Genomic DNA, 25903 nt, shown 5'->3' on the forward strand with positions numbered 1-25903 from the left:
CTCTACTCCCCTCGGCGCAGCCGACGCAGGCCACGCAGCGACATCAGGTGCACGCCCACCAGCAACACCACCGCCGGCACCAGCTTGAAGTACAGCGGCGCATCTCCATGCGGCGCTCGGACCAGGCCGTGGTGCAGCAGCGTCGCGGCCAGCGCGAACAGGAAGAGGAAGGCGTAGAGCGCACCGCGCACCGCGCCTCCCGAGAAGACGTGCCCCGCGCCCGAGAGCACCGCCCCCACGGCATAGGCCACGCGCCCCGCCCAGGCCTGGTGGCGCTCCACCTGGTCCGCCTTGCGCTGGCGGAGGTTCTGCGGCACCAGTCCTCGCCGCGAGAAGACGTTCACACACTGACCACACTGGGTTCCGCCGCTGACGAGCTCCGGGTCACACCGACTGCACACGGGCCGGCCGCACCGCTCACACCCGTTCGCCGCCTTCAGCTTCTCCGCCAGCATGCCCCAGAGGCCCAGCAGCACCGCCACCACCGCGGGGAGCGCCCAGGCCACCGGGCCGCCCGGCGTCACCCCCGGCAACAGCCAGCGTCCAAGCTGCGCCTCCACCCGCTGGCCCGCCACGCGCCCATCCGCGAGCGACAGCCACTCCGACTCCGGAACCTGCGGCGACAACATCAGCAGGTTCAGCAGCAGCCGGTCATCCGGGGGCGGCTCGCGCAGCAGCAGCGAGCCATCCAGCGCCTGCGCGGAGGCCGTGGCCGCGGCCGCGCGGTCCAGCTCCTTGCCCACTTCCTCATCCGGGAGCGTCTTCGCCTTGCGCCGGTAGATCTGCGCGAGGTTGTAGTGCGGCGCGGCCATCCGCGGGTCCGCCTGGGACGCCTGGACGTAGAGCTGCGCGGCTCCGTCCACGTCGCCCAATCCCACCAGCGTGTTGCCGAAGCGAGTCAACAGCCGCGCGTCGCCGCTGCGCAGGGCCGCGGCCGCCTTGAAGTGCGTCCGCGCATCCTCGAGGAGCCCGCGCCGCGACTCGTAGTACCCCAGCGCCATCAGCTCCGCGTAGGTGGCCGCGCGCGACTCGAGGCGGGCCTTGACGCGGCCCATCGCCCCTTCCGCGGACAAGCCACCGCGCTCCAGCACGAAGACGTCCTCGGCGGGAGTCCCCGCGAAGGCCGTCACCCGCGTGAGCTGTCCGGCCGCCAGCGGCGCGAGCCCCAGCCCCGCGAGGAGGACGGCCGACAGCACCCGCTCGCGCCGCGTGAGGTAGGGCACCACCACGGCCAGCAGGACGAGCAGCCGAGGCAACAGCCCCATCCCCAGCGTCAGCGCCAGGCCGAGCAGCAGCACTCCCAACAATCCCGACTGCCACCGGGCCACCGCGCGCGGCAGCAGGTGGTGGAAGTCATGCAGCGCGTAGCGCACCCGACGCACGAACAGCAGCCCCACCAGGGCCACCGCCGTCGCCGACCACGCCAGGAGCAAGAGCGAGCCCAGGTCCGCCAGCGCCGGCCCCCGGTAGCGAGGATCCAACGCCATGGACACGAAGGCCGCGCGAAGCTGCGCGAAGACCCGGCCCACCTTCTCGGGCGCGGACAGCGCGTAGAGCTCCGCCAGCTCGAAGCGAGCCTGGGGCAGCCTGGGCGACAGCTCCACCGCCAGCTCCGCCAGTTGGAGGGCGCCAGTCATGTCCCCTGCCCGTCCGCGCACGCCCGCCTCGCGCACGAAGCCGACGCTGATGGGCTCCAGGTCCGCCGCCAGCAGCTCCTGCCTCAGCGTCGCCAGCTCCCGCTGCGCCTTCTCCGCCGACACCCCGTCATTCGTCGCTCGAGCCTTGCGCCACCGGTCCCAGACCTGAAGCACCTCGGCATCCGTCATGCGCGGCACCAGCACGGGGCTCAACACGGGCCGGGGCGGAACGACGACGGGAGCAGCGGCCCCCGCTGGAGCCGGCTGGGCACCTCCTGTCGGGCGCGCCTGCGCCGACGGGGTCTCCTCCCTGGCCTTCGCCCCACGCGCGGACTTGCGGGGCACCTCGTCGCGCTCGAACTCCTCGTCATCGGGCGCACCGGCGTCATCCGCCTCCTGGGTGTCCAGGGGCTCTTCCTGGAGGTCGGGCTCGAGCGGACCGGGATCCACCTCCTGGAGGCGGGTGGGCGCTTCGAGCTGCGCGGATGCCAACGCCGGAGTCAGGAGTAGGAAGCCCCAGAGGAGCAAGGCGGCAAGCGGGAGGCGGATCATCCAGGCCCTGGATGATAGGCGACCCGGGCCCAGGCACGAAAGGAACGACACCTCCCGGGTCCACTCCCGCCTTTCCCGGATGCGGCTGGGGGGGCGCGTGTTAGAGGAACTCACGCCGGGGGAGCACCCCCACACGGAGGGAGCAGTGAACGAAATGGGGACCCCTGGGGCGGAGCTGGAACGTCTGGTGGGCATCATGCAGAGGCTGCGCGCCGAGGGCGGCTGCCCCTGGGACCGGGAGCAGGACCTGCGCTCCCTGCGGCCCTACCTCGTCGAGGAGGCCTTCGAGGTCCTGGATGAGATGGACCGGGTGGCCCAGGGAGGCCCCTGGCACCCGCTCTGCGAGGAGCTGGGCGACCTGCTCTTCCAGATCGTGTTCCACGCCCAGCTCGCCTCGGAGCTGGGTGAGTTCACCATGGCCGACGTCAGCAAGGCCATCAGCGACAAGATCACCAGCCGCCACCCGCACGTCTTCGGCGAGCAGCAGGTGCGGTTGGATGGCGCCGAGCAGGTGCTGGCCAACTGGGCCAAGCTCAAGGCCGAGGAGCGCAAGCGCAAGACGGGCAAGGAGGGCTCGGTCCTCGACGGAGTCCCCACGGCCGCCCCCGCCCTGCTGCGCGCCGAACGGCTCACGGAGAAAGCCAGCCGCATCGGCTTCGACTGGCCGGACCTCGCGGGTGTGCGCGGAAAGCTGGCCGAGGAGCTGGCCGAGCTGGACGCCGCCATCGCCACCGGGGAGCGCGACGCCATCGAGCACGAGCTGGGCGACGTCCTGTTCTCGCTCGCCAACCTCGCGCGCTTCGTGAAGACCCCCGCCGAGGACGCGCTGCGCATGGCCATCCGCCGCTTCACCACGCGCTTCCAGCACATCGAGTCCGCCCTCCACGACGAGGGCGTCCCCTTCGGAGGTGCCACCCTGGAGCACATGGAGCGGCACTGGCAGGCCGCCAAGGCCCAGGAGAAGTCCCTGCCCCCGCCCAGGTCGCTGCCTCGCGCCCCCCTCTCCACCCTGCGGCTGGGCGTCTCCAACCTCGAGGCCCAGCGCACCTTCTGGGACTCGGTGGCCACCACCCTGGGCTGGAGCCCCGCCCGGTCGGAGCCCGACACGGCCCGGTACGACAGCGGCCCGGTGCGCCTGGTGTTCCACCGCGCGGAGCACCCCGCCTCGGGGACCACCTTCACGCTGGAGGCCCCTTCCGCCCTGGCGGTGATCCGGCTGCGGCAGGTGATGGAGCAAGCCCACCCTGGCTCCGTCGTGGATTCCGCCGCGGGAAGCCTGACTTTCCGTGATCCAGCCGGCCTGATGTGGGAATACACCTCCATCGCCCGATGATTTTGCCCCCGCGCAGCCCGCTGATCGCAGCCCGAGTCCAGAAAACCCGGCTGGATGCGCACGCCCGCCTTGACGCCTTCGAGGCGTCGCAGTAAGGACGGCCCCCTCTTTTTAGCCTGCCTTTTGCTTGGAGATTTCTCTTGGCCAACACCAAGTCCGCAGAGAAGCGTTACCGTCAGTCCGAGAAGCGCCGCGCCCGGAACGTCACCGTCCGCACCGAGGTGAAGACCGCGGTGAAGTCCGCCCGTGAGGCCATTGGCACCAAGGACACCGCCAAGAAGACGGACGCGGTCAAGGCGGCCTCCAAGGCGCTGAACAAGGCCGCCTCCAAGGGCGTGCTGCACAAGCGCACCGCTTCGCGCCGCATCTCGCGCCTCGCCAAGGCCGCCGCCAAGAGCGCGCGTCAGGCCTGATGCACCCAGGGGACTTCTCGAAGTCCCCTCGCAGGCTCAGAAGCAGGCTCGCTGGGAGGAGGCCAACGCCTCCTCACCAGGCGTTGGCCAGCCGATCAAATCCGTCGCGCATCAACACCGCTGCCAGCCGGTCCATGGCGGCCTGACGATTCGCTTCCGCCTCGAGGACGTCGCCACTTCCCGGCAGATAGTCCTCGGTGCCGAAGACGACCGTCTCCTGGGGCTGTTGCCCTTCCTTCACCCAGCGCAGCCGCACCTGCGCATGGACGCGGAAGAAGCGCCCGACGATGGTCGGCGAGCTCCACACCTGCAGCACCGTCCCCTCCACCTTCGCGTCGCAGGACGTGCCGGCGCCGAGCTTCCCCACCCGCGTCAGCTCCTGGCGCAGGTAGCGCGTGAAGAGCGTCTCCAGCGCGGGCTCCGGCGTTTCATTGGTGAAGATGGGGGCGCACACCGTCTTCGCGCCGCCGGGCAGCCCCTCGCCCCGAGGCGTCAGGCGATAACCACACCCCGAGGAGAGCGCCAGACACGTCCCGCCGCCCAGCAGCACGGCCAGACGGAGACGCCGTGAAGCGGACCTGAAGGGAAGCAACATGCGCGGCACCCTACCCGGCCGCGCCCCTCCGTCAAGCGCGAGGCCCGTCGGGGGGCTCCGACGGCGGAGGGAGCGATGCCGCTCCGTCCGCGTCCCGCACCACGACGTTCCGCGCCCGCAGCGCCTGGGCCAGCGCCCGCCAGGCCCCCAGGAGCTTCGCGTCCCGCTCCGAGCCTCGCCGGGCCAGCCCCAGCGACCAGCGAACACTCGCGCTCGAGTCCATCTCGAGCACCAGGGCGCGCACCTGGCACACCACGGCCAGCAGCACGCCCAGCCCCGCGAGCGCGAAGGCGACGACCTTGAGCGCGAGGGTGGAGTCCACCACGCCCAGCACCCCGAAGGCCGTCAGCAGCAGCGCCTCGAAGAAGGGACGCGACTCCAGCGTCAGCGCGCGGAGCTGCGCGAGCTCCACGACACTGGGCGGAAGCCCCGGGGCGATGCGGTAGGTGAGCCGCCCGTGCTCCCCCACGAGGGAGTGCCCCGCGCCCAGGTCCACCGAGACGAAGGGCCCCGAGGGCGGCGCGGGGGGCACGGGCGCCTCTGGCAGCGAGGCGCCGCAGACACCACACCGGGGGCCACCCGCCGGTTGGGGGTGGCCACACGCGGGGCACATGACGAGGACCTCGGTGGGCACCCGGGTCCTCGCTCAGCCGACGACGAAGTTCACCAGGCGCTTGGGCACGAAGACGAACTTGCGCACCGTCTTGCCGGTGATGGCGGCCTGAACCCGCTCGTCCGCCTCGGCCGCGGCGCGAACATCCGCCTCCACCGCGTTGGCGGGCACCTGAATCTCCGCGCGCAGCTTGCCGTTCACCTGCACCGCGTAGGGGATGACGTCGTCCACCACCAGCGCGGGGTCGAAGTCCGGCCACGCCTGGGCCACGGTGAGCTCCTTGCTCCCGTACGCCTCCGCGATTTCGTCCGCGATGTGCGGAGCGAAAGGCGTGAGCATGGCCGCCAGGAGGCGCACGGCCTCCGCCATGGCCGCCTTCTCCGCGGGCGTCTCCGGCGTCCCCGTCGCGTAGAGCGCGTTGACGCACTCCATGGTGCCGGCGATGGCCGTGTTGAACGACAGCCGCTCGATGGCCTCGCTCACGCGCTTGAGGCCCTTGTGCGCGGCGCGGCGAATCTCCAGCGCCTTGCCCTCGAAGGGGCCCGCGTGGGTGGCACCCGCCACCGCGGCGTGGTGCGTGGACGCCAGCGTCCAGACGCGCTTGAGGAAGCGGAACACGCCCTCCACCTGGTCGTCGGACCAGTCGAAGTCGCGCTCCGGAGGGCCGGCGAACATCACGTAGGCCCGGGCGGTGTCCGCGCCGTACTTCTGGACGATGGAGGCGGGCGCCACCACGTTGCCCCAGCGCTTGGACATCTTGCGGCCATCCGGACCGTTGACGATGCCCTGCGTGATCAAGCGCGTGACGGGCTCGTCCACCGGGCTCAAACCCAACAGCTTCATCACGCGGGTCCAGAACCGGAAGTAGAGCAAGTGCATCACCGCGTGCTCGGGCCCACCCACGTAGATGTCCACGGGCAGGAAGCGCTGGGCCTCCTTCGGGTCGAACGGCGCGGCGTCGTAGTGCGGCGACAGGTAGCGCGCGAAGTACCAGCAGGAGTCGACGAAGGTGTCCATCGTCTCCGCCTCACGCCGGGCGGGGCCGCCGCACTTCGGGCAGGTCGTGTTCACCCACGAGGGCACCTTCGCCAACGGGGGCTCGCCCTTGCCGGTCAACACCTCCTGGACGTCGATTTCCGGCAGGCGCACCGGCAACTGCTCCACGGGCACGGGGATGCCCTGGCGCTCCGGGTCGCACTTCTCGCAGTAGACGATGGGGATGGGCGTGCCCCAGTAGCGCTGGCGGCTGAAGCCCCAGTCCTTCTGGCGGTACGTCACCGTGGCCTTGCCCCGGCCCTCCTGCTCCAGCTTCTTCGCCATCTCCTGGCGAGCCACCTCGGACGTCTTCCCGGTGTACTCACCCGAGTCCACCAGCACGCCGTACTCGGTAGACGCGGCCTCCAGCGCCTCGCCCGCGGGCAGCTTGTCGCCCGTGGCCGGCTGGATGACGACCTTCACCGGCAACGCGTACTTGCGCGCGAAGGAGAAGTCCCGCTCGTCGTGCGCGGGCACGCTCATCACCGCGCCGGTGCCGTAGTCGCTCAACACGAAGTTGGCGATCCAGATGGGGACCTGCTGCCCCGTGAAGGGGTTGATGGCGTGGGCGCCGGTGAAGATGCCCTCCTTCTCCGTCCCCTCCCCCATCCGCTCCGTCTTGGACTGCGCCGCCATGCGCTTGACGAAGGCCGCGACCTCCGCGCGCCGCTCCGGCGTCGTCACCTGGGCCACCAGCTTGTGGTCCGGCGCGAGCACCACGTAGGTGCAGCCGTAGATGGTGTCCACGCGCGTGGTGAAGACGCGCAGGGAGGCGTCATGCCCCTGGACGCGGAAGTCCGCCTCGGCACCGTCCGAGCGGCCAATCCAGTTGCGCTGCATGGAGGTGATGCGGTCCGGCCACTCCTTGAGGGTGTCCAGCGAGGACAACAAGTCCTGCGAGAAGCGGGTGATGCGGAACGCCCACTCGGGCATCTCCTTGTCCACCACGGGCGACGAGCAGCGCTCGCAGACGCCGTCCTTCACCTGCTCGTTGGCGATGACGGTGTGGCAGCCGGTGCACCAGTTCACCTTGCTGAAGCGGCGATAGACGAGCCCGCGCTCCAACATCTGGATGAAGAACCACTGGTTCCAGCGGTAGTACTCGGGCGCGCTGGTGTTGACCTCGCGCTCCCAGTCGTAGCTGTAGCCCAGGCTCTTCATCTCCTTCTTGAAGGAGACGATGTTCTCCGCGGTGCGGACGGCCGGGTGAACGCCTTCCTTGATGGCCGCGTTCTCCGCCGGCAACCCGAAGGCGTCCCAGCCCATGGGGTGCAGCACGTCATACCCGCGCATCAGGAAGTAGCGCGCGTACACATCCCCGATGAGGTAGTTGCGGACGTGCCCCATGTGCATCTTGCCACTGGGGTACGGCAGCATCTCGAGCACGTACTTCTTGGGTGCGCCGGGGCGCTTGCCCGCCCGGAAGATGCCGGCCTCGTCCCAACGGGCCTGCCACTTACCTTCAATCGCCTGGGGCTCGTAACGCTCGTTCATCGCCATGTCCGCTGCGCCTCTTATGGGAGGGCTGGCCCTGGGGGCAACCAATCTTGCCGGGCTCCCGTCGTCCTCGCCGACCACCGGCCAGGACGTGGCCCTCCCAAGGGCCGACGGGACCCGATTTCTCGGGCTGACCCGGGAGAACCCACGGCTCGCGCCCTCTGTGCCCCACCCAGGGGCAGGCCCGGCCGCTCCGCCTCCCCCCAGTCGACGCGCCAGCCCCTATCCCACATGGAAACCCGGGAGTTCCGTCCCCCGCCGACACAGGACTGTTTCCGCCTCCCCGCCTCCGCGCTTAGACAGGGCCGAGCACGTCCTGGCGGCACATGGGGGGCAACGCGGATGAAGGTCCTGGAGCAGACATCTTCCCGGCTGCGGGTGCGGATGGAGCGACCGTCCTGGCTCGTCCTCGCGCTCGCGCTCATCGCCACGCTCTTCGTCGGGGGCGTGTTCTGGGAGGCCTCCAACCCCTTCTCCACGCCAGCCCCCCTCGTCTTCCTCCTGGTCGCCGCGTTCCTCTGGTTCGTCTTCCTCCACGGCTGCGTCTCCACCTTCTGCACCGTGGACCGCCTCACCGGACAGGTGAAGGTGGAGCGTCGCTCGCTCCGGGGGCGCTTCGAGCACGTGCACGGAACAGAGGACATCGCGGACGTCATCGTCCAGGTGACGCCTGCTCGCGCCAAGGGACTCCCGATGCACACGCTGGCCCTGCGCCTCCAGGACGAGAAAGTCTTTCCCTTGAGAAGCCGCCCCTCCCTCGCTTCGCGCGCGGTCCACGACGAATTCGCCGCGCTGCTTCGCGGATATCTCTCGCGCACCCGCACGCGCGCGGACTGAGTGTCCCGCAGATGCCGCGACGCGCCTGCTGAGGCTTTGCGCTGACGCGGGCTGGCAAAGCCTGTCATGCGGGCCGTGCCCTGAAACCGGTTGCAACACCCATCCCCCTGGGTCGGGCTCGGGGAGATCCACCATGGGCCCGGACAGGTAGGGCCTCGCGCTCCTCCCATCCACGCGTTCATCGCGCTGCGCGTCAGCCGGGCTCGATACGAGATCGGAATATTTCCGTTTGGATGGATTTGGCCAACGTTCTTGAAATACTGGGACTGCCATTGACTTGATTCAGTTCAGGCAGTGACGATTCGCGCCCACGGCACCTGCTGGGGGGGCCGTTCCCACCGTTGCGAGGAACTATCCGAATGACGCTTAAGAGAGCGTTGATTCCGGGGTGCGTAATCGCACTCTTCTCGTTGGAAACAATGGCGCAGGAAGGCAACCCACCCGCGGCGGAGCCACAGCCGGCGCCAGCGGCTCAGGCTCCTGCCACTCCGGCGCCCGCGCCAGCAGCGGAGACTCCGGCCGCGGCAACGCCAGCCGCTCCTGCTCCCACGGCGGCCGCCCCCGCGGCCGCGCCCGTGCTGGGGCGCACCGTGAAGGGTCGCGTCGCGGACCGGCTCACGAACGAAGGTCTGCCCCTGGTGCGCGTCATCATCAAGGGCACCACGCAGGGCGTGGAGACGGAGCTGGACGGCACGTTCTCGCTGCCCAACGTCCCGCCGGGCTCCGTCACGCTGCTCTTCTCCAGCCAGGACTACGGCGAGCGTGAAGTGCGCCTGGGCGCCACCCAGCGGGAGCTCAACGTCGCGCTCGACAACATCTTCTCCGAGGAGATGGTCGTCGTGGGTCGCGCCAGTGAGCTGGCCCGTAAGCACCTGGCCAACTCCGTGGCCACGGTCAACGCGGAGGAGATGAACCGCGCTCCGGCCCAGACGGTCGACCAGGCCCTCCAGGGCAAGATTGCCGGCGCCAACATCCAGGCCAACTCCGGCGCCCCGGGCGGCGGTATCCAGATGCGCCTGCGCGGCGTGTCCACCATCAACGGCTCCACGGCGCCGCTCTACGTCATCGACGGCGTGCTCGTCAGCGACGCGGCCATCGCCTCCGGCATGTTCGTGGTGACCGAGTCCGTGCGCGGCTCCAACCCGAACGCCACGCAGGACAACCAGGTCAACCGCATCGCGGACATCAACCCCAACGACATCGAGAGCATCGAGGTCCTCAAGGGCGCGTCCGCCGCCGCCATCTACGGCTCCAAGGCCGCCAACGGCGTCGTCATCATCAACACCAAGCGCGGCAAGGCCGGCGACCCCAAGGTCGAAATCACCCAGCGCCTGGGCATGTACACGCTGGCCAACAAGCTGGGCACCCGCCGCTTCGAGACCGTCGAGGAGGCCGTGGAGGTCTTCGGCCCTCGCGCCGCGGAGTTCTACACGGGCAAGACGTATGACCACGAGGCGAAGCTGTCCGGCCGTCGGGACCTGTCCTCGGAGACGCTCGCCAGCGTGAGCGGCGCCAGCGGCAACACGAAGTACTTCGCCTCCGCGATGGTCCGCAACGACGAGGGCATCATCGCCAACACGGGCTACGAGAAGCAGTCGTTCCGCCTCAACCTGACGCAGGGGCTGGGCGACGCGGTGGAGGTCAACGTCGCCACCAACCTCATCCACACGTTGGGCCAGCGCGGCCTCACCAACAACGACAACCAGACCATCACCAACTACATGGTGATGCCCACGGTGCCCGAGTTCCTGAACATGGACCCGGACGCCGCCGGCATCTATCCGCGCAACCCGTTCCTCGGCAACGGCGCCAACCCGCTGCAGACGGCGGCGATGGTGAAGAACGACGAGGACGTGTGGCGCTTCATCGGCTCCGGTGATGCCACCCTCCACCTGTTCAAGACGGATGAGCAGCACCTGCGCCTGCTGGCCAACGCGGGCGTGGACCGCTTCCAGCAGGAGAACAAGCTGCTGTTCCCGCCCGAGCTCAACTTCGAGCCGGTCGACGACACCCTCCCGGGCACGTCGCTGTTCGGCACCAGCCAGGTGCGCAACATCAACAGCGGCATCAACCTGGTGCACTCGTACAAGCCCGCCTCGAAGTTCATGTCGGCCACGACGTCCGCCGGCTTCCAGTACGAGGAGCGCCGCGTCGACTCCAAGTACGTCGTCAGCGAGAACCTCAACGCGGGTCAGCCGGGCATCGACTCCGGCACCGTCATCAACGTTCGCGACAACGAGTCGCACGTCCGGGACCGCGGCTACTACCTCCAGGAGGAGCTGCTCCTCCTGGATGAGCGCCTGACGGTGGTGGGCGCCATCCGTGGCGAGCAGACCAGCGCCAACGGCAACCCCCACAAGCTCTACTTCTACCCGAAGCTGGCGACCGCCTACCGCATCCCGGCGACCATCCCGCTCGTGCACGAGCTGAAGGTGCGCGTGGCCTACGGTGAGACGGGCAACCAGCCGCAGTACGGCATGCGGTTCAACGGCATGAACTCGCGCTCCAACGTGCAGGGCTCACCGGGCCTCATCGGCACGGGCGTCGCGGGTGACCCGAACATCCGTCCGGAGCGGCAGCGCGAAATCGAGGCAGGTATCGACGCCCTCCTCTTCGACGGCGACGTGATGCTGGAGCTGTCCGTGTACCAGCGCGCCATCAGCGACATGCTGCTGCAGCGCGTCCTGCCGGGCTCCACGGGCTTCACGACCCAGTTCGTCAACGGGGGTTCGCTGCGCAACCGCGGCCTGGAGGCCATGGTGCAGGTGACGCCGGTGCGCGGCGCCTTCGAGTGGACGAGCTCCGCGACGTTCGCCCTCAACCGCAGCAAGGTGACGGACCTGCCGGTCGCGCCCTTCCAGGCGGGTGGCTTCGGCAACTCCCTGGGTTCGTTCTACATCGAGGAGGGCCAGTCGGCGACGCAGATTGTCGGCAACATCGGCCGCGACGCGAACAACGTCCCCATCGTCGGGAAGATTGGCGACACCGAGCCCACCTTCACCATGGGCTTCGCCAACACGCTGCGCTACGAGGACTTCAGCCTGTCCTTCCTGTGGCACTGGCAGCAAGGCAGCGACATCATCAACCTGACGCGCTACCTCTACGACGACGCGGGCACGTCCGAGGACTTCGAGACGGCCGGCCGCCAGCGCGTCCAGGACCGCACCCGGAGCGCCGCCGTCTACATCGAGGATGCGTCCTTCCTGAAGCTGCGCGAGGTGACGTTCAGCTACAACCTGCCCAAGCAGTGGGTGTCCGCGATTCCGAAGGTGCAGAGCGCGCGGCTGAGCATCAGCGGCCGCAACCTGCTGACGTTCACCGGCTACTCGGGTCTGGACCCCGAGGTGAGCAACTTCGGCAACCAGGCCATCGCCCGCAACATCGACGTCGCCCCCTTCCCCCCCAGCCGCAGCTTCTGGACGTCGCTCGACGTCGGGTTCTAAGGCCATGAATATCTCCCAGACGAAGAAGGCAATGGTGGCGCTGGTCGCCGCGCTCGGACTGAGCGGCTGCGGCAGCATGGAAATCGGGGACCTCAACAACCCCAGCCTGGATGACTTCAGGAACAACCCCACCGAGTCCGGCGTCAACAGCGCCGCCACGGGCCTCATCATCGGCCACCGCGCGAACGTGTCCCCGCCGAACGGCTACGTCGCGCAGTTGGGTGTCATCGGGCGCGAGGCCTACGTCTTCGACCCGGCGGACCCTCGCGCCATCGACGAGATGCTCGGCCCCATCATGGACCCGGGTGGCGGCGCCTACGGCGGCAACCACTGGGCGGCGCCCTACGCCAACATCCGCAACGCCAACACGCTGCTGGCGGCGCTGGACAGGGTCGGGGCGCGTCCGAGCGACCCGGAGAAGGAAGGCATCCGGGGCTTCGCGAAGACGCTCATGGCGCTGGACTTCCTGGTCATCATCAACACCCGGGACACCAACGGCGCGCCCATCGACGTGGACCGGCCGCTGGGTCAGCTGGCCCCCATCGAGGGCAAGGAGGCGGTGCTCAACCACATCCTCAAGCTGCTGGATGAGGGAAACAGCCACCTGGCCAATGCCGGAGGGGCGTTCTCCTTCCGCCTGAGCACGGGCTTCCGGGGCTTCGAGACGCCCGCGGCGTTCCGGAAGTTCAACCGCGCGGTGCGGGCGCGCGCGTCCGTGTACGCGGGCAAGCACGAGGAGGCCCTGGCGGCGCTGAGTGAGTCCTTCATCAGCGCGAACGCTCCGGCCGATGAGGCCTCGAAGGCGGCGACGCTCGCGTCCCTGAGCGTCGGCGTGTACCACGTGTTCCGCCCGTCCTCGGGTGACACGGACAACGGCCTCGTCTCCCGCAACGTCTACGCGCACCCCTCTCTGGAGGCCGACGCCGAGAAGAACGGGACCGAGGTGGCCGATGATCGCTTCAAGCGCAAGGTGGCCAAGCTGGCGGAGGCCGCCACGGGCGGAGGCGGCCGGCTGTCGACGGACCTGCGCTTCTCGCTCTACCCCACCGCCGACACCTCGATTCCCATCATCCGCAACGAGGAGCTCATCCTCCTGCGGGCGGAGGCCAACATCGGGCTGCGCAACTTCGGCCCCGCGGCGGAGGACATCAACTACATCCGCACCCGCTCCGGCCGCCTGCCGGAGAAGGCGCTCACCGAGGCGACCATCGTCGACGCGCTCCTGTACGAGCGGCGCTACTCCCTGATGTTCGAGGGTGGCCACCGGTGGCTCGACATGCGTCGCTTCGGGCGGCTGGACACGCTTCCGCGCAACCTGAGCCCGGACTTCCCGCCGCACCCGTGGTTCCCCATTCCGGTCGCTGAAATCGACAGCCGGAAGTAGCTCACCCCGGGGCCTCCAAGGTTCAACCTTGGAGGCCCCGTCGTCTGTCTCACCGAGGCCCGGGCAGGCCGGCGCGCTCCGCGACGAGCGCCCCCAAGGCGGACCAGTCCAGGTCCCCGTGCCCTTGAGCCACGCCCCCCAGGTACTGGTCCCGCACGAGGCTGGCCAGCGGCATGGGCACCTCCGCCGCGCGCGCCGCCTCCAGCACCAGCCCCACGTCCTTGAGCCCCAACCGCATGGCGAAGCCCGCGGGCGAGTACTTCTCGTCGGCGATGGCCTGGGCGTAGCGCTCGAAGATGGGCGAGCGCGCGAAGACGTTCTGGAACAGCTCCATGAACTGCCGCGGCTCGATGCCGGACTTGCGCGTGAAGGCGAACGCCTCCGCGAGCGTCTCCAGCATCGCCGCGATGAGGAAGTTGCCGGACAGCTTCGCCACGTTGGCCAGCGACGCCTGCTCACCGAGCACCGTCAGCCCCCGCCCCAGGGCCTCCAGCGCGGGCCGGCAGCGCTCCACGTCCGCCTTCGCGCCCGCGGCCAGCACCCAGAGCTGCTTCGCGTCAGCGGCCTCGGGCCGGCCGAACACGGGCGAGGAGACATAGCCCTGCCCCGCGCTCGCGTGGGCATCCGTCAGCTTCTGGGAGAGCGCCACGGAGATGGTGCTCGAGGAGACGTGCACCGCGCCCTTCGCCAGCCCCTCGATGATGCCTCGAGGCCCCAGCGCCACCGCCTCCGCCGCGCGGTCATCCGCGAGCATGCTGAAGACGACCTCCGCGCCCTTGGCCGCCTCCGCGGGCGTGGCCGCCACGCGGGCGCCTTTCTGGACCAAGGGCTCGGCTCTCGCGGCGGTGCGGTTCCACACCACGACCTCATGCCCCGCGGCGAGCAAGTTCTTCGCCATGGGCAAGCCCATATTGCCCAGTCCCACGAACCCCAGCTTCATGTCGCGCTCCTGTCCCTTTGGGTCCGCGCCAACGTGCGCGCGCGGCCCAGGCGACACAAGCGCTCCGGGGGCACGCGTCCGGCAGCGGACGCTCGCCGTTACTAAGAACGCTCCTCGGAGATATCCAGGTGTTCAAAAGCGCGGCCGAGCCAGAACACGCCGAACACCACCTCCCCCAGCAGCACCGCCGACGCCGCCGCACCCGCGATGGGAGCGGCCCAGACATCCAGTGCGCCAGCGAGGACGAAGCCCACCAGGCTCCCCACGATCACCGCGGGCAACAACCCCACCAGCGACACCACCAGCGAGCCCATCAGCGTCACCAGGCGCTGCCCCAGCGCCTCGATGCCCCGGGAGCCCCCTGCCCTGTCCGCGGGCACCCACGAGGGGAACAGGACCACCGCCGCGTTCTGCACGAACAGCCCCGCCAGCGCGACCGAGGGCAGCACCATCACCAGCGCCAGTCCTCCCGGCCACCACCACGTCACCAGCCACGCGTCCTCCGCGCCAGGGCCACTCACCAGGCCGACGGCCAGCAGGCCCAGTTGCAGCGCGCCCAGCACCAGCGCGGAGGCCGCCAGCTCCGCGCCCACCACCTGCCAGCCCGCGAGCGGCAACGCGCGCAGCAAGTCCAGCTTGGGCAGGTCCATCCGCAGGTCCATGCGAAAGGCGCTCGGCCCCACCACCGCGAGCATCGCCGCCAGCGCCAGCGCCATGGGCCCCAGCACCCGCCGCGTGTCCGTGAAGAGGCGGACCTCTCCCATCGTCGCCACCACGACGGTGCCCACCAGCAGCGCGGCCAGCACCGACACCATGCCTCCCGCCATCCGCCTGCGGATGATGAGGTTCTTCCAGATGAGCCCCACCTCGGGACGTCCCCGCGCCGACAACCGGAAGGGCGTCTTCCGCGAGGAGAGCGACACCCCGCGCGCGGGAGCACCTTCTCCCTGCTGGGCGCGCTCGCGCGTGCGCGTCTCGGCCTGCTCCACCGCGGACTCCTCGAAAGGCACCGCCGCCGCGCGCACCCAGGCGTAGTGCGCCACCAGGAGCACGCCCACGGGGAGGAGCGCGGAGACGAAGTCCCCGGAGGTCCGCGCGAGAGCGGGCGCCACCAACAGGCGCCCAGGCCACAGCACGATGCCCAACTCTGGCGTGGCCAGCAGCGCCTGCATCCAGTTCCGCAGGACCCCCTGCGTGCCCACCGTCCTGGGGAATGGGTGTGACTCCAGCGCGGAGAAGCCCGCGAGCACCACCCCCGCGAGCACCAGCCCCACCCCGCTCCAGCGAAGCACCTGCCCTCGCGTCCCCCAGGCCAACAGGCGCGTGCGAACGAAGGACGCGGCCGTCGTGTGCAGGTACAGCGTCCCGAGCGAGAGCCACGCGCCCACGAAGAAGAAGCCCTGCGTCGAGCCCACCAGCCGCCCCACGAACAGGGTCGCGAACAGCGCGCCCACGCCCGCGCCCATCCAGCCGCGCACCAGCTTGTAGTGCAGCAGCGCGCGCCGTGTGACGGGGGCGGGAAACAGCCGCACCACCTCCGACTCGGAGAAGGTCAGCGAGGGACGGTCCGGCCCCAGGGTCCACGAGGAGAACACCGTGACGAGCGCGGAGGACACGAGCGACAGCTCCGCGAACAGGCGCACCCCGTCCGGCACCTGTCTCATGCCGGGCGAGAAGTCCAAGCGCCGCAGGAAGAAGAAGTAGATGTAGCCCAGCCCCACCAGCGCGCCCAGGAGGTAGCGCGGCCTGCGCAGTCGCTGGAGCTGGACCCTCAAGCGATTGCGCGTGGACGCAAGCCACAGGAAGGCCACCGCGCGCTCGAAGCTCACGGGGAGGGCGTCTCCGTCCTCGCGCCGCTGGTGATGCGCACGAACAGGTCCTCCAGCGACGCATTCGCCGCATCCGGACCGCTCAGCCGCGCCCGAATCGCATCCAGGCTGCCCAGCGCCATGGCGCGTCCACCGGCAATCACGAGCAGCCGGTGACACAGCTCCTCCACCAGCGGCAACAGGTGCGAGGACAACACCAACGCCGCGCCCTCCTCCGCGCGCCGGCGCAGCGAGTCCTTCATGCGGCGGATGCCGATGGGGTCCAGGCCCGTGAGCGGCTCGTCCAGGAGGATGAGCTTGGGCGAGTGGAGGAAGCCGCAGGCGATGGAGAGCTTCTGCTTCATGCCGCGCGACAGCTCGCTCGGCAGCGCCTTCTCCTTGCCCGTCAGCTCCATCTCCTCCAGCAACGCGCGGCCTCGCGCCTCCCAGTCCTCCACGTTGTAGAGGCGCGCCGTGAAGTTCAGGTGCTCCCACACCGTGAGGTAGTCGAAGAAGCGGGGCTCGTCCGGAAGGAAGGCCAGCTCCCGCTTCGCCTCCACCGAGTCCTTCGCCAGGTCGTAGCCCGCCACCACCACCCGCCCCGAGGTGGGCGGAAGGATGCCCGCGAGACAGCGCAGCGTGGACGTCTTGCCCGCACCGTTGGGCCCCACGAGCCCCAGGACCTCTCCCGGAGCGACCGCGAAGGACAGCCCCTGCACGGCCTTCAGCGCGCCGTAGCTCTTCTCCAGGTTCGCGACTCGAAGGACGAAGTCCATTCGCGCACGGGCCTCAGTCCAGCTTCAACAGGTCGCGCACCGTGTCCATCACCACCTTGGCCTGCACGGGCTTCACCAGGTACGCGCTCGCGCCCAGGTTCATCGCCCGCTCGCGGTCCGCCGCGGCGCCTTCGGTGGTGATGACGACGATGGGCACGCCCCGATGGTCCGTCGCCTGCCGGATGTGGTGGATGAGCTTCAGCCCATCCATCAACGGCATGTTGATGTCGGTGAGCACCAGGTCGAAGCGCCCCTGGGTCAACTTCTTCAGCCCCTCGGCACCGTCCTGGGCCTCCGTGCAGACCATCCCGCTGATGCGCTGCAGCGCGTACATGATGCTGCGCCGCATGGCCTGCGAGTCGTCCACCACCAGGGCTCGAATCTGCTGCGTCATGGCCCGCGCACACTAACACCCAGGGCTCCGCCGCCGCCCGGTGTTCTCACCGCCGCTTCCGGGCCCATGCCGCCAGGGCGGGTCCAATCTCTCCCAGCCGGAGCACCCGCTTCACCGCCCCCGCCGCGACGGCCTCCCCCGGCATGCCGAAGACCACCGCCGTCTCCTCGGACTCGGCCCAGACCTCGCCGCCCGCGCGCTGAATCTCCCGCGCCCCCTGGGCTCCATCCGCGCCCATCCCCGTCAGCACCACCGCCAGCGCTCGATTGCCCAGCACCTGAGCCACGCTGGTGAAGAGCCGGTCGACGCTCGGCGCGTACTTGTCCAAGGGCGTGGGGGGCGGGGTGTGCAGCTCCAGGCGAGTGCCTCGCTCCACCACCACGAGGTGTCGGCCTCCCGGGGCGATGTAGACGTGGCCCGGCTGCACCACATCCCCCTCGCTCGCCTCCGTCACCGTGAACGGGCCGATGCGGTCCAGCCGCTCCGCGAAGGCCCGGGTGAACTGCGCGGGCATGTGCTGACTCACCAGCACACAAGGTGTCGGCTCCGAGGCGAGCCCCTCCAGGACGCGCTGCACCGCGGGCGGACCTCCCGTCGACGCGCCCACCGCCACCACCAGCGGAAGCTCCCCCGCCACCGCGAGCGCACGTGCCCCCGGCGACGCGTGACGCTGTCCGGGCCGCACGTGCAGCGCCGCGTGCACCTTCTCGAGCAGCTCCACGCGCATCTTCTCGAGCTCTTCCTGCGTGCCTCGCGCGGGCTTGGCGATGAAGTCGAAGGCCCCCAGCTCCAGCGCCTTGAAGACATCCGAGCGGTGCGCGTAGCTGGAGATGACGATGACCGGCGTGGGCGACGTGCGCATCAGGAGCCGGAGGAACGTGAAGCCCCCCAGCTTGGGCATCTCCAGGTCCAGCGTCACCACGTCCGGCTTCAGCTCCAGGACCTTCTTCAGCCCCTCCTCACCATCCGCCGCCCGATCGAGGACGCGCACGTCGGGCGTGGACTCCAGCAACCGGGTCAGCGTGTAGCGGTTCTGCGCCGAGTCGTCGACGACCAGCACCGAGACAGGAGTCCGCTCGCTCATCGGGACTCGCTCCCCAGCAGCCCTGGCAGCTCGGGCCGGCGGTACACCAAGTCTCCTCGCAGGTGGACCAGCTCGAAGTCCGCGCCCAGGTTCAGCAGGTTCTCCGAGTGCCCCAGCAGCAGATATCCTCCAGGCACCAACCGGTCCCGCAGGATGCGCAGCACCTTCCGGCGCGCGGACTGGTCGAAGTAGATCATCACGTTGCGGCAGAACACCGCGTCCATCTTCGCCACGAGCTGACTGCCCGCTTCGTCCAGCAGGTTGTGGTGGCCGAAGGACACCATCGCGCGGACCTCGTCGCGCACCCGCACCTTCGCGTGCCCCGTCGGAAGGAAGAAGCGCTCCAGCAGGTCCGCCGACGTGGCGCGCAGCGCGGAGGGTCCGTACTCCGCGCGCCGAGCCATCGCCAGCACGCGCCGGGAGATGTCCGTGCCGTAGACCTCCACGTCCCAGTCGTCGAAGCGGCGCTCCTCCTTGAGGAGCATCGCCAGCGTGTACGCCTCCTCGCCGGAGGAGCAGCCCGCGGACCACAGCCGCAGCCGACGCGTGCGGGCGTTGCGCTTCTCCAGGGTCGGGAGCAGCTCCTCGCGGAACGCCTTCAGCTGCGAGGGCTCCCGGAAGAAGTACGTCTCGTGCGTCGTGAGGGATTCAACGGCGGCTTCCAGCTCCACGTGCCGGTTGGCGTCGTAGCGCAGGTAGCGGTGGTACGCGCTGAAGTCCGGGGCACCCAGCACCTCCAGGCGAGGCCACAGGCGCCGCTCCATCACGAACTTCATGTCCTCATGCACCAGGATGCCGCAGTGCGAGTACACGTGGTCTCGGAGGAGCCGGAACTCCTCCGCGGACATCTCCGGTCGGCTGTCGTCGAAGCGAGCCACCCGAGTCCCCCACTCAGCGCCGCGACAAGCGCGCCACCGCGTCCGCCATCGCCTGCCGGGGCAGCACGTCCGTCTCCGCCTCCAGCGCGCGACGGACCGCCCCCAGGCACTCCGCTCCGCCGGACTCCCCCAGCACCCGAGCCGCCGCCGCGCGCACATCCCAATGAGAATGCTCCAACAGCGACACCGCCAGCACCAGCCCCTCCCCCGACACCGCCGACAACACCGCCTTCACCACCTCCGGGTCGGGATGCTCCGAGGCCTCCCGCAACATGCGCAGCTCCACCAGCCCCAACCGCGACAGCGCCCGCACCGCCGCCGTCGCCAGCGCACCATCCGGGTGCAGCACCAATGCCTCCAGGTCCGCGGCCCGGTCGCTCGCACCGCTCTCGCCCACCGCCTCCACCGCCACCCTCCGCACGAAGACATCCTCGTCCTGGAGCGCGGGACGCAACAGGGCCCCCGCGTCCGACCCACCCAGACGGCCCATCGCGCGCACACCCGCCGCCCGCACGGGTGTCGCCTCGTCCGCGAGCGCGGCGCGCGCCAGTTCCTTCCCCACGCCACCATCCACCTCGCCCGCGACATCCACCGCCGCCGCACGCCAGCGAGGGTCCACGTCCCTGGCCAGGCGCCGCAGCAACGGCAGCGCGGGTCTGCCTCCCACGCGGGCCAACACCGCCACCGCCGCGGGCGTGGCGCGCCGCTCCACCGCCTCCTGGAGCGTCGCCACCACTGCGGCCCTGCAACTTCCAGCGAGCACGCCCAGCGCCCGTGTCGCCGCGCCCGCCGTCACCGAATCCCGCAGCAGGTCGACCAGCGGGCTCGCCGCCTCCGGTGAGCGCGTGCGCCCCAGCGCCCGCACCACCACCCCGCGCAGGTCGTCCTCCGCCCACTCGAGCAACGCGCACAGCGGCGTGACGGAGCTCGGGTCCACCAGGTCCACCAGCGCCTCGACGGCCGCGGCCCTCGCGGGCACGGACAGCTCCGCCATCGCCGCCAGCAACGCGCGTCCGCCCTCCAAGCCCAGCCGCCCGAGCGTGGCCAGCACGTCTCGCAACAGCCGGTCCTCGCGCGCCACCTCCGCCACCGGCACCGCCAAGGACGCGTCGCCCAGCGCGGCGACCGCGACGAGCGCCCCCGCTCGCACCGCGACGTCCTCGGCCTCCAGTGCTCGCGCCAGTCGCTCTCGTGCGTCCGGCAGGCGTCGCAGCGTGTCTCGGATGACGGCGTCCTGTTCGCCGCGCTGCTCGGGAGCCACCCGCGTCGCCTGCGTTCCCAGCGCGGCGAGCGCGGCCTCGCGCATCGAGCGGAGCTCCGACCTCAGGCCCCCGCAGAGACGCTCGGTGGCAGCGACCTCGGGAATCAGGCCCAGCACGCGGAACGCACTCCGCCGCAGCCGAGCATCCTCCAGCAGCGACTCGACCACCGGCAGCGGAGGCGGACGCTCGAGGTTCGCCAGACCCTCCAAGGCGGACAGCCGGAGGAGCGGCTCCGAATCTCCCAGCAAGCGCTCCAGGGCGCGTGCCGCGTGCTCGCCGCCTACGCGCCCCAGGGACTCCGACACGGACACGCGGACGTTGAGGTCCGCGTCACTCAGCGCATGCACCAGCGGGGCCTCGGCTTCATGTCGCCGGAGCTGCCCCAGGATGTCCGCCGCGAACTTGCGCTGGTCGGGGTCCACATGCCCCAGGAGCGTCACCAGCGGACCGAGCGCCGCGAGCCCCAGCCCCGCCAACGCCTCCGCCGCCGCGTTGCGTGCGCCCGTCTCGCCCCGCTCGCCCAACACGCTCACCAGCCGCGTGGCCACCTGCTCGGACGAAGGCGTGGACAGGCGCTGGAGTCCCTCCGCCGCCGCGTGCCTCACACGCCAGCTCTCGTCATGGAGGCCCGCGATGAGCACCTCGACGAGGTTGTCCCCGCGCGGGTCCAGGTCCTGGAGCGCGCGGTAGCGAGCCTCCTCCGCGGGCGAGCCTTGCCGGTAGCTCATGTGAAGACCGGGTCCGAGCCGTGCCGCTCGTTGAACCCGCTGGCGTGGGTGCTCGGGAACAGGCCCAGCGGGGTCCGTCGCCCCTCCACGAAGAGGCCGAAGCGAAGGTCCTGGGTGCGGCGGTGGTCTTCCACGTCACTGCGCTCCATGGGTGTCTCCTTCGCGCTCACCTGAGTGGCCGCGCGGCTTCCTTCTCCAGCTCCGCGCGCAGCAAGGCCTTCAAGTCCAGCAACAGTCGCAGACGGTCCGGCGGGCCGCACACGCCCACCACGAAGGGGGAACGTCCCGCGACCACCAGCGCGGGCGCGGGCTTGATGTCGGCCCGCCGCAAGCGCATCACCTCCGCCACGCGCTCCACACGCACCGCGACGCGCCTCGTCCCCAGCTTGCAGACCAGCAGCCGCCCCTTGCGCGACTCCACCGACGGCGTCCCTTGAAGCTGTCGGCGGAGGTCCACCACCGGGAGGATGGCGCCGCGCAGGTGCAGCACGCCCTCGACGAACGAGGGGGCATGCGGAATGGGCGTCACGCGCTGGAGCGGGAGCACTTCCTCGACGCGCTGGATGTCGAGCACGTACTCGTCGGCCCCCACGAAGAAGGCGCACAACTGCACGACGGCGTCCGCGTGCTCTCCCGGCGCATCCGGCCCGGCCGAGGGAAGCCGCGCCAGCAGGTTCACCGAGTCCCTCATGACGCCAGCGCCTGTTCCGCGTCCAACAGGATGTACAGCAAGGGGCCGCGCCGGCCGATGGCGACGACGCAGTCCCGGTCTCCCAACCTCAGCCCCTGCGGTGGCGGCTCCAGCATCGACGGTTTGAGCTTCACCACGCCCGCGACACTGTCCACCCACACCCCCGCGGGGCCGGTCTCCGTGCGCAGCACGAGGATGCGCGCGTCTTTCGGAGGCGTGGGGGCATCGGGCCCGGCGACCAGCGGCGCGCGCTCCGCCAACCCCAGGCGCACCTTGACGTCGTACACGGGCAGCAGCTCGCCGCGCAGGTTCATCACGCCGAGGAGCTGCGGCTCCGCGCGCGGAATCTCCGTCAGCGGAGGCACCTTCGAGATTTCGCGCACGGCGCGGATGGGCACCGCGTAGGACTCGCCCTCCAGGCGGAAGGACAGATACTCCTCCGGGACTTCCTCCGGCGTGAGGGACGCCAGGCCGTCGCTGCCGGCGGCGAAATCCTGCAGCCCACCGACGTCCTCGTCCGGACGGAAGAAGAAGTCGTCGAGGAGTTCGGCGAACCGGGACACGGTCATCGAGGATAGCAGCCGGCCGCCTCTCGCGTCAGGCCCGCCTGCGCTCCAATGAGAGTCCGTCCTCGAGCAGCGCCGCGACATCCAGCACCAGCACGGGCGTTCGGTTGCCCAGGTCCGTCGCTCCGGAAATCCCCCGGACGGACTGCAGCCGGCCTCCCAGGGGCTTGGTGACGATGTCCTGCTGGCCGTGCAGCTCGTCCACGGCGATGCCCAGGCGCTCCTGCGCCAGGCCCACCACCACCACGAAGTACCGGCTCACCGGCCGCTCCGGCAGGCCGAACAGCCGCGACAGCCGCACGAAGGGCAGCGTCTGGCCGCGCACGTCGAGCACCTCGCGCCGCTCCACGGTGCGAATCTCCTGGGGCTGCACCGAGAGAATCTCCAGCACGCTGTTGAGGGGAACCGCGTACGTGCGAGCACTCACCCCCACCACCAGCGCGCGGATGATGGCGAGCGTCACCGGCAGCGTCAGGTGGAAGGCCGTGCCCTTTCCGCGCTCGCTCCAGACGTCGATGATGCCGGAGAGGTTGCCCAGGTTGTTCTTGACGACGTCCAACCCCACGCCCCGGCCGGACAGCTCCGACACGCTGCGCGCGGTGGAGAACCCCGGCAGGAAGATGAGGTTGAGCAGCTCCCGACGCCCCATCTCCTCCGCCTGGGCGAAGGTGATGAGTCCGCGAGAGAGCGCCACTTCGCGCACGCGCAGCTCGTCGATGCCCGCGCCGTCGTCGCGCACCTCGATGACGACGTGGTTGCCCTTCTGCTCGGCGCGCAACGCCACCACCGCCCGCCGCGACTTGCCCGACGCCAGCCTCGAGTCGGGGGCCTCCACGCCGTGGTCGATGGCGTTGCGGATGAGGTGCATCAACGGGTCGCTCAGCTCCTCGACGATGAGCTTGTCCAGCTCCACCTCGCCGCCGCCAATGACGAAGTCGATCTCCTTGCCCGCGTCGCGGGTGATGCGCCGCACCAGCCGCGCCAGCTTGTCGAACACCTGGCCGACGGGGACCATGCGCGCTTCGAGGAGCCCCTCCTGGAGCGCCTCCAGCTTGCGCTCCAGGCCCCGCGTCTCGCGCGCCAGCTCCTGACCGAACAGCTTCGACAACGGCACCACGCCGTCCTGCCGCGCGGACTCCGCGAGCCGCTGGAGGTTGGCCTTGATGAGCAACAGCTCGCCCACCATGTTGATGAGGCCATCCAGCTTGCCGATGTCCACGCGCACCGTCTGCGTCAGCGAACGCAGCGAGGGCTCCACGGCGGCGGCGGCCACGGCGGCGGGAGGCTGCTTCGCCGAAGCCTCCGCCTTCCGGACGGAGGCACGCCCACCAGGGCCCTGCAGGTACGTCACGAGCGACGGCCCCGCTCCACTCGTGGGCCCACTCGCCTCGGCGCCCGCCGCCTTGGACGTCAGCCCCTCCATCGAGGGGAAGCGCCCGGACGCGGCCCGCGCCTCGGGAGACAGCGCGAGGTCCTCCAGCGCCTTCACCGCGCTCGTGCTCGTGGCCCCGGGAACACGAGCCGCCTGGGCGACGGAATCCTCGAGTGGGAGCTGCGGCTGTCCTCCAGGCGAGGCCGCCACCGGCGCACGTGCGCCGCGCTTCTTGCCTCCGCGCTTCGCGGGGGTCGCACTCACGGGCGGCACCACGGCCCCGACCGAGGGAGGCGTGCCCAGCACGATGGCCGGCGACTCCACCGCGCGGTGCAGGGCCTCCGCGGACCGGGCCGACGCGGAGGGCTCTGGCGGCCGCACGGTGAGCTGGGAGAGCTCCGCGGGCGTCCCCTTCAGGCCCGCCTCCAGGTCCGTCAACGTCACCTGCGTGCCGAAGATGAGGTCGAAGGCGATGCCATGCGCGCCTCCGGGCCGCGCGGACGGCAGCGTGCTGATGACCTCGCCCATCGGCTTGAGGCGCGTGTTGAGGTCCGCCAGCCCCTTGTCGAAGTCGGACAGGTCGAACGCCGCGCGCACGCGCCACAGCGCCACGCCGCGCCGCACATTCTCGCGGAGCCGGTGCTCTTCGTACTCGGTGAAGACCGAGCGCACCTGCGCTTCCAACTCCAGCCGCTCCAGCGGGTCCTCGTCCTGCGCGGGAGGAGGCTCGCCCAGCCGGGCCAGCCGCTCCGCCATGCCGTTGACCCGCTGGGTGAGGACCTCCGTCTCGGAGCCTCGCGCCGTCTCCGCCAGCAGCGACTGGAACGCGTCCAGCGCTTCAATCAACGTGTCGAGCACCGAGTCGTCCAGCAGCAGCTTGCCCAGCCGCAACCGGTCCAACAGGTCCTCCGTCCCATGCGCCAGCCGGGAGATGCGCTCCTGGCCGAACAACCCCGCCAATCCCTTGAGCGAGTGCGCCGCGCGGAAGATGCCGTTGACCCGCTCCGGGTCCGCCTCCTGGCCCCGCCGCTCGTCCAGCACGAGCAGGTCCTTGCCCAGCGAGTCCAGGATCTCCGTCGCCTCGGCCACGAACTCGGCCAGGGCCTTGCTCGGGGGACTCACGGCAGTTTCAGGTACCGGCGCAGGAGCCCTTCCAGGCTCCCGGGCTCGAACGGCTTGACCAGGTACTCCGCCGCCCCCAACGCGATGCCTCGGTCGCGGTCCTGCTCGTGCCCCTCGGTGGTGATGATGAAGAGCGGCACGTCGCGGTAGTTGGGGTTCTTCTTGACGAAGTTGATGAGCTCCAGCCCGTTGATGTCGGGCATGTTGATGTCGGTGATGATGAGGTCGAAGCGGTGGCGCGGCAGGAGCTTCAGGGCCTCGAAGCCGCTCGACGTCACGAAGGCCTCGATGCCTTCCACGGCCTCCACCGTCGACGCGATGTATTCGCGCGACGCCTTGGAGTCCTCGACAATCAGCACCTTGACACGCATGTGCGCACGCCCCGGACGGTCCCTTACTCTAGCAGAAGCCCCGCCTGGTCGCTGTGTCTCAACCCTTCCTGGCTGGTAGGAGCCGGACGAGCCCCTTGTCCACCAGGAGGGCCACGCGTCCTCCCTTGAACGCTGGGGTGAAGCCCCTCTGGAATCCCTCCGCCCGCGCCGCGTCATCCAGCGCACCTCCAGCGGGAATCTCCAGCGCCACCGACTCCATCCGGGCCCGGCTGAGCACCTTGCCCGCCGACGCGAGCGCCTCACTCAGCCCGCTTGCGTCCAGTTGGCTGCGGCGCCCCAGCCCGACGACGAAGATGCGAGGCACCCCCAGCTTCCCGTCGGAGGGCAGCAGCAGCCAGTCGTCCTTCGAGCCGGAGAAGAACCCGCCCTTGAGCACCCGCGACAACGCGCCGCACAAGCGCCAGTCCACGTAGCCCGCCGTGGCCGGCAAGGGCCGGTCATCTTCCGCAACAAAGAGACAGAGGGCGTCCACGCCGCTGAGCGAGTCCAGGCCCTCCATCCCGATGTCGTGCGTCGTCGTCTGGCTCACGGCGCGTGCTCCTCCGGTGGAG

Annotated in this window: 22 protein-coding genes; 5 read left to right on the plus strand and 17 right to left on the minus strand. The window is 70.3% G+C overall.

Translation table 11 applies throughout. The annotated features are described in order from the left end of the window. Positions 1–2: 2 nt before the first annotated feature. Positions 3–2189 (minus strand): hypothetical protein, encoded by a 2187-nt coding sequence (locus MYSTI_RS25760; protein ID WP_015350735.1) that lies wholly within the window; start codon positions 2187–2189, stop codon positions 3–5. A 154-nt stretch (positions 2190–2343) separates the two neighbouring features. Between MYSTI_RS25760 and mazG the strand changes: the two genes are divergently transcribed. Next, positions 2344–3522 (plus strand): nucleoside triphosphate pyrophosphohydrolase, encoded by a 1179-nt coding sequence (mazG, locus tag MYSTI_RS25765; RefSeq protein WP_044900626.1) that lies wholly within the window; start codon positions 2344–2346, stop codon positions 3520–3522. Positions 3523–3662: 140 nt separating this feature from the next. Continuing rightward, positions 3663–3935, plus strand: coding sequence for a 30S ribosomal protein S20 (rpsT, locus tag MYSTI_RS25770; protein WP_015350737.1), 273 nt, complete (start codon positions 3663–3665; stop codon positions 3933–3935). Positions 3936–4008: 73 nt separating this feature from the next. Here rpsT and lptE read toward each other — a convergent pair whose 3' ends face one another. The 3 genes from lptE to leuS are packed head-to-tail and all read right to left on the minus strand — an operon-like array spanning position 4009 to position 7678. Beyond that, positions 4009–4530, minus strand: a complete 522-nt coding sequence (lptE, locus tag MYSTI_RS25775; protein ID WP_044281372.1) for an LPS assembly lipoprotein LptE — start codon at positions 4528–4530, stop codon at positions 4009–4011. A gap of 31 nt (positions 4531–4561) precedes the next feature. After that, on the minus strand, positions 4562–5164 hold the full coding sequence (locus MYSTI_RS25780) for a hypothetical protein (protein ID WP_015350739.1): 603 nt from the start codon (positions 5162–5164) through the stop codon (positions 4562–4564). Between the two features lie 12 nt (positions 5165–5176). Next, positions 5177–7678, minus strand: a complete 2502-nt coding sequence (leuS, locus tag MYSTI_RS25785; RefSeq protein ID WP_015350740.1) for a leucine--tRNA ligase — start codon at positions 7676–7678, stop codon at positions 5177–5179. 339 nt (positions 7679–8017) lie between these two features. Between leuS and MYSTI_RS25790 the strand changes: the two genes are divergently transcribed. The 3 genes from MYSTI_RS25790 (at position 8018) to MYSTI_RS25800 (ending at position 13339) form a co-directional block, all read left to right on the plus strand. Continuing rightward, the gene (locus tag MYSTI_RS25790) at positions 8018–8512 is read left to right on the plus strand and encodes a hypothetical protein (RefSeq protein ID WP_015350741.1); all 495 of its coding nucleotides are present in this window, start codon (positions 8018–8020) and stop codon (positions 8510–8512) included. Positions 8513–9087: 575 nt separating this feature from the next. Further along, on the plus strand, positions 9088–11955 hold the full coding sequence (locus MYSTI_RS25795) for a SusC/RagA family TonB-linked outer membrane protein (protein WP_015350742.1): 2868 nt from the start codon (positions 9088–9090) through the stop codon (positions 11953–11955). A 4-nt stretch (positions 11956–11959) separates the two neighbouring features. Continuing rightward, positions 11960–13339, plus strand: coding sequence for a RagB/SusD family nutrient uptake outer membrane protein (locus tag MYSTI_RS25800; protein WP_015350743.1), 1380 nt, complete (start codon positions 11960–11962; stop codon positions 13337–13339). A 49-nt stretch (positions 13340–13388) separates the two neighbouring features. On the opposite strand, the gene MYSTI_RS25805 is transcribed toward MYSTI_RS25800, so the two are convergent. The 13 genes from MYSTI_RS25805 to MYSTI_RS25860 all read right to left on the minus strand — a co-directional run bounded on the left by MYSTI_RS25805 (position 13389) and on the right by MYSTI_RS25860 (position 25881). After that, entirely contained in the window at positions 13389–14279 is an 891-nt protein-coding gene (locus tag MYSTI_RS25805) for an NAD(P)-dependent oxidoreductase (protein WP_015350744.1), read from the minus strand. Positions 14280–14380: 101 nt separating this feature from the next. Further along, the gene (locus MYSTI_RS25810; RefSeq protein ID WP_015350745.1) at positions 14381–16108 is read right to left on the minus strand and encodes a putative ABC exporter domain-containing protein; all 1728 of its coding nucleotides are present in this window, start codon (positions 16106–16108) and stop codon (positions 14381–14383) included. Beyond that, the gene (locus tag MYSTI_RS25815) at positions 16105–16863 is read right to left on the minus strand and encodes an ABC transporter ATP-binding protein (RefSeq protein WP_015350746.1); all 759 of its coding nucleotides are present in this window, start codon (positions 16861–16863) and stop codon (positions 16105–16107) included. The genes MYSTI_RS25810 and MYSTI_RS25815 overlap by 4 nt, the downstream gene beginning before the upstream one ends. Positions 16864–16876: 13 nt before the next feature. Next, positions 16877–17257 (minus strand): response regulator, encoded by a 381-nt coding sequence (locus MYSTI_RS25820; protein ID WP_015350747.1) that lies wholly within the window; start codon positions 17255–17257, stop codon positions 16877–16879. A 46-nt stretch (positions 17258–17303) separates the two neighbouring features. Further along, complete coding sequence (locus tag MYSTI_RS25825; RefSeq protein WP_015350748.1) at positions 17304–18341, minus strand: protein-glutamate methylesterase/protein-glutamine glutaminase; 1038 nt, start codon at positions 18339–18341, stop codon at positions 17304–17306. After that, on the minus strand, positions 18338–19219 hold the full coding sequence (locus MYSTI_RS25830) for a CheR family methyltransferase (RefSeq protein WP_201768929.1): 882 nt from the start codon (positions 19217–19219) through the stop codon (positions 18338–18340). The genes MYSTI_RS25825 and MYSTI_RS25830 overlap by 4 nt, the downstream gene beginning before the upstream one ends. A gap of 13 nt (positions 19220–19232) precedes the next feature. Then, entirely contained in the window at positions 19233–21209 is a 1977-nt protein-coding gene (locus MYSTI_RS25835) for a HEAT repeat domain-containing protein (protein ID WP_015350750.1), read from the minus strand. Beyond that, the gene (locus MYSTI_RS43920) at positions 21206–21358 is read right to left on the minus strand and encodes a hypothetical protein (protein WP_169558663.1); all 153 of its coding nucleotides are present in this window, start codon (positions 21356–21358) and stop codon (positions 21206–21208) included. The genes MYSTI_RS25835 and MYSTI_RS43920 overlap by 4 nt, the downstream gene beginning before the upstream one ends. Positions 21359–21375: 17 nt before the next feature. Further along, the gene (locus MYSTI_RS25840) at positions 21376–21900 is read right to left on the minus strand and encodes a chemotaxis protein CheW (RefSeq protein WP_015350751.1); all 525 of its coding nucleotides are present in this window, start codon (positions 21898–21900) and stop codon (positions 21376–21378) included. Beyond that, a complete protein-coding gene (locus MYSTI_RS25845) occupies positions 21897–22463 on the minus strand; it encodes a chemotaxis protein CheW (protein ID WP_044900627.1) in 567 nt (188 codons plus the stop codon). The genes MYSTI_RS25840 and MYSTI_RS25845 overlap by 4 nt, the downstream gene beginning before the upstream one ends. A 34-nt stretch (positions 22464–22497) precedes the next feature. After that, positions 22498–24960, minus strand: coding sequence for a chemotaxis protein CheA (locus MYSTI_RS25850; protein WP_015350753.1), 2463 nt, complete (start codon positions 24958–24960; stop codon positions 22498–22500). Continuing rightward, positions 24957–25331 carry a response regulator gene (locus tag MYSTI_RS25855; protein ID WP_015350754.1) on the minus strand — a complete coding sequence of 125 codons (375 nt, stop codon included), beginning with the start codon at positions 25329–25331 and terminating at the stop codon, positions 24957–24959. Before MYSTI_RS25855 ends, MYSTI_RS25850 begins: the two co-directional genes overlap by 4 nt. Positions 25332–25389: 58 nt before the next feature. Further along, positions 25390–25881 (minus strand): M17 family peptidase N-terminal domain-containing protein, encoded by a 492-nt coding sequence (locus MYSTI_RS25860; RefSeq protein WP_015350755.1) that lies wholly within the window; start codon positions 25879–25881, stop codon positions 25390–25392. Positions 25882–25903 lie beyond the last annotated feature (22 nt).

Source organism: Myxococcus stipitatus DSM 14675, from assembly GCF_000331735.1.
Taxonomy (GTDB): domain Bacteria; phylum Myxococcota; class Myxococcia; order Myxococcales; family Myxococcaceae; genus Myxococcus; species Myxococcus stipitatus.